Raw genomic sequence first — 1,226 nt, forward strand, 5'->3', positions numbered from 1 at the left:
GACCGCCACCGCCGGGCCGGCCCCGGCCGCCGTGGCCGTGGCGCCGCTCCCGCTGGCCGCCGAGCCGCAGCAGCCGGCCGCCGCCCCGCAGAGCGCCCTGGCCACCGGCCTGGACGTGCGGATCCCGGTCAAGGGCGTGCGCAAGGCCACCGCCCAGGCGATGGTCGCCTCCGCCTTCACCGCGCCGCACGTCACCGAGTTCGTCCAGGTCGACGTCACCCGCACGATGAAGCTGGTGCGCACCCTCAAGGAGAGCGGCGAGCTGGGCCAGGGGGTGCGGGTCAGCCCGCTGCTGCTGGTCGCCAAGGCGCTGCTCACCTCGATCAAGCGGCACCCGGAGATCAACGCCAGCTGGGACGAGTCCACGCAGGAGATCGTCCACAAGGGCCAGGTCAACCTGGGGATCGCCGCGGCCACCCCGCGCGGCCTGATCGTGCCGAACATCAAGAACGCCGGCGCGCTCACGCTCTCCGGGCTCGCGGTGGAGCTCGGCTCGCTGATCGACACCGCCCGGCAGGGGAAGACCTCGCCGGCCGACATGTCCGGCGGGACCGTCACCATCACCAACGTCGGCGTCTTCGGCGTCGACACCGGCACCCCGATCCTCAACCCCGGCGAGGCCGCCATCCTGGCCTTCGGCGCGGTCCGGGAGCTGCCGTGGGTGCACAAGGGCCGGGTGGTGCCGCGCCAGGTCACCACGCTGGCACTCTCCTTCGACCACCGGCTGGTCGACGGCGAGCTGGGCTCGAAGGTGCTGGCCGACGTCGCGGCCGTCCTGGAGCGCCCCAAGCGCCTGATCACCTGGGGCTGACGCCCCGGTAAGGCCGTTGGGCCCCGCACCCCCCGTCGAGGGGGTGCGGGGCGCCCCCCCCTCCCCCTTCCGGTCACCCGCTTCCGGTCACCCGCGGACCGTGCGCCGGCGCCGGACGACGGCCAGTGCGGCGGCGCCGAGGACGGCCAGCGCCCCGCCGGCGACGGTCAGCAGCCGGGCCGAGGCGCCGCCACCGGTGCTGGCCAACTGCGGCGCGGCCGCAGGGGCGGCGAGCGCGGCGGTGCCTGCCGGGGTGCTGGGGGCGGTGGACGCGCTGGGGGCGGTGCTCGGGGCGCCCGCGACCGGCGGCGGGGCCACGGCGGGCGGGGCGGGGGGGGGGGGGGGGGGGGCGGCGGGGGGCGGGGGGGGGCCGGGGGGGGCGGGGGGGGGGGGGGGAGGGGGGGGGCGGGGGGGG

At 78.3% G+C, this 1,226-nt stretch carries 2 protein-coding genes; one reads left to right on the plus strand and one right to left on the minus strand.

The genetic code is table 11. The features are described from left to right. Positions 1 to 811: dihydrolipoamide acetyltransferase family protein (locus tag ABD323_RS41300; protein ID WP_344447232.1), on the plus strand; the 811-nt coding region annotated here is incomplete at its 5' end. Positions 812 to 898: 87 nt separating this feature from the next. On the opposite strand, the gene ABD323_RS41305 is transcribed toward ABD323_RS41300, so the two are convergent. Next, positions 899 to 1,129: an LPXTG cell wall anchor domain-containing protein gene (locus tag ABD323_RS41305; protein WP_344447233.1), complete on the minus strand. Its 231-nt coding sequence runs from the start codon at positions 1,127 to 1,129 to the stop codon at positions 899 to 901. Positions 1,130 to 1,226 lie beyond the last annotated feature (97 nt).

This window comes from Kitasatospora nipponensis (genome assembly GCF_039528135.1).
Taxonomy (GTDB): domain Bacteria; phylum Actinomycetota; class Actinomycetes; order Streptomycetales; family Streptomycetaceae; genus Kitasatospora; species Kitasatospora nipponensis.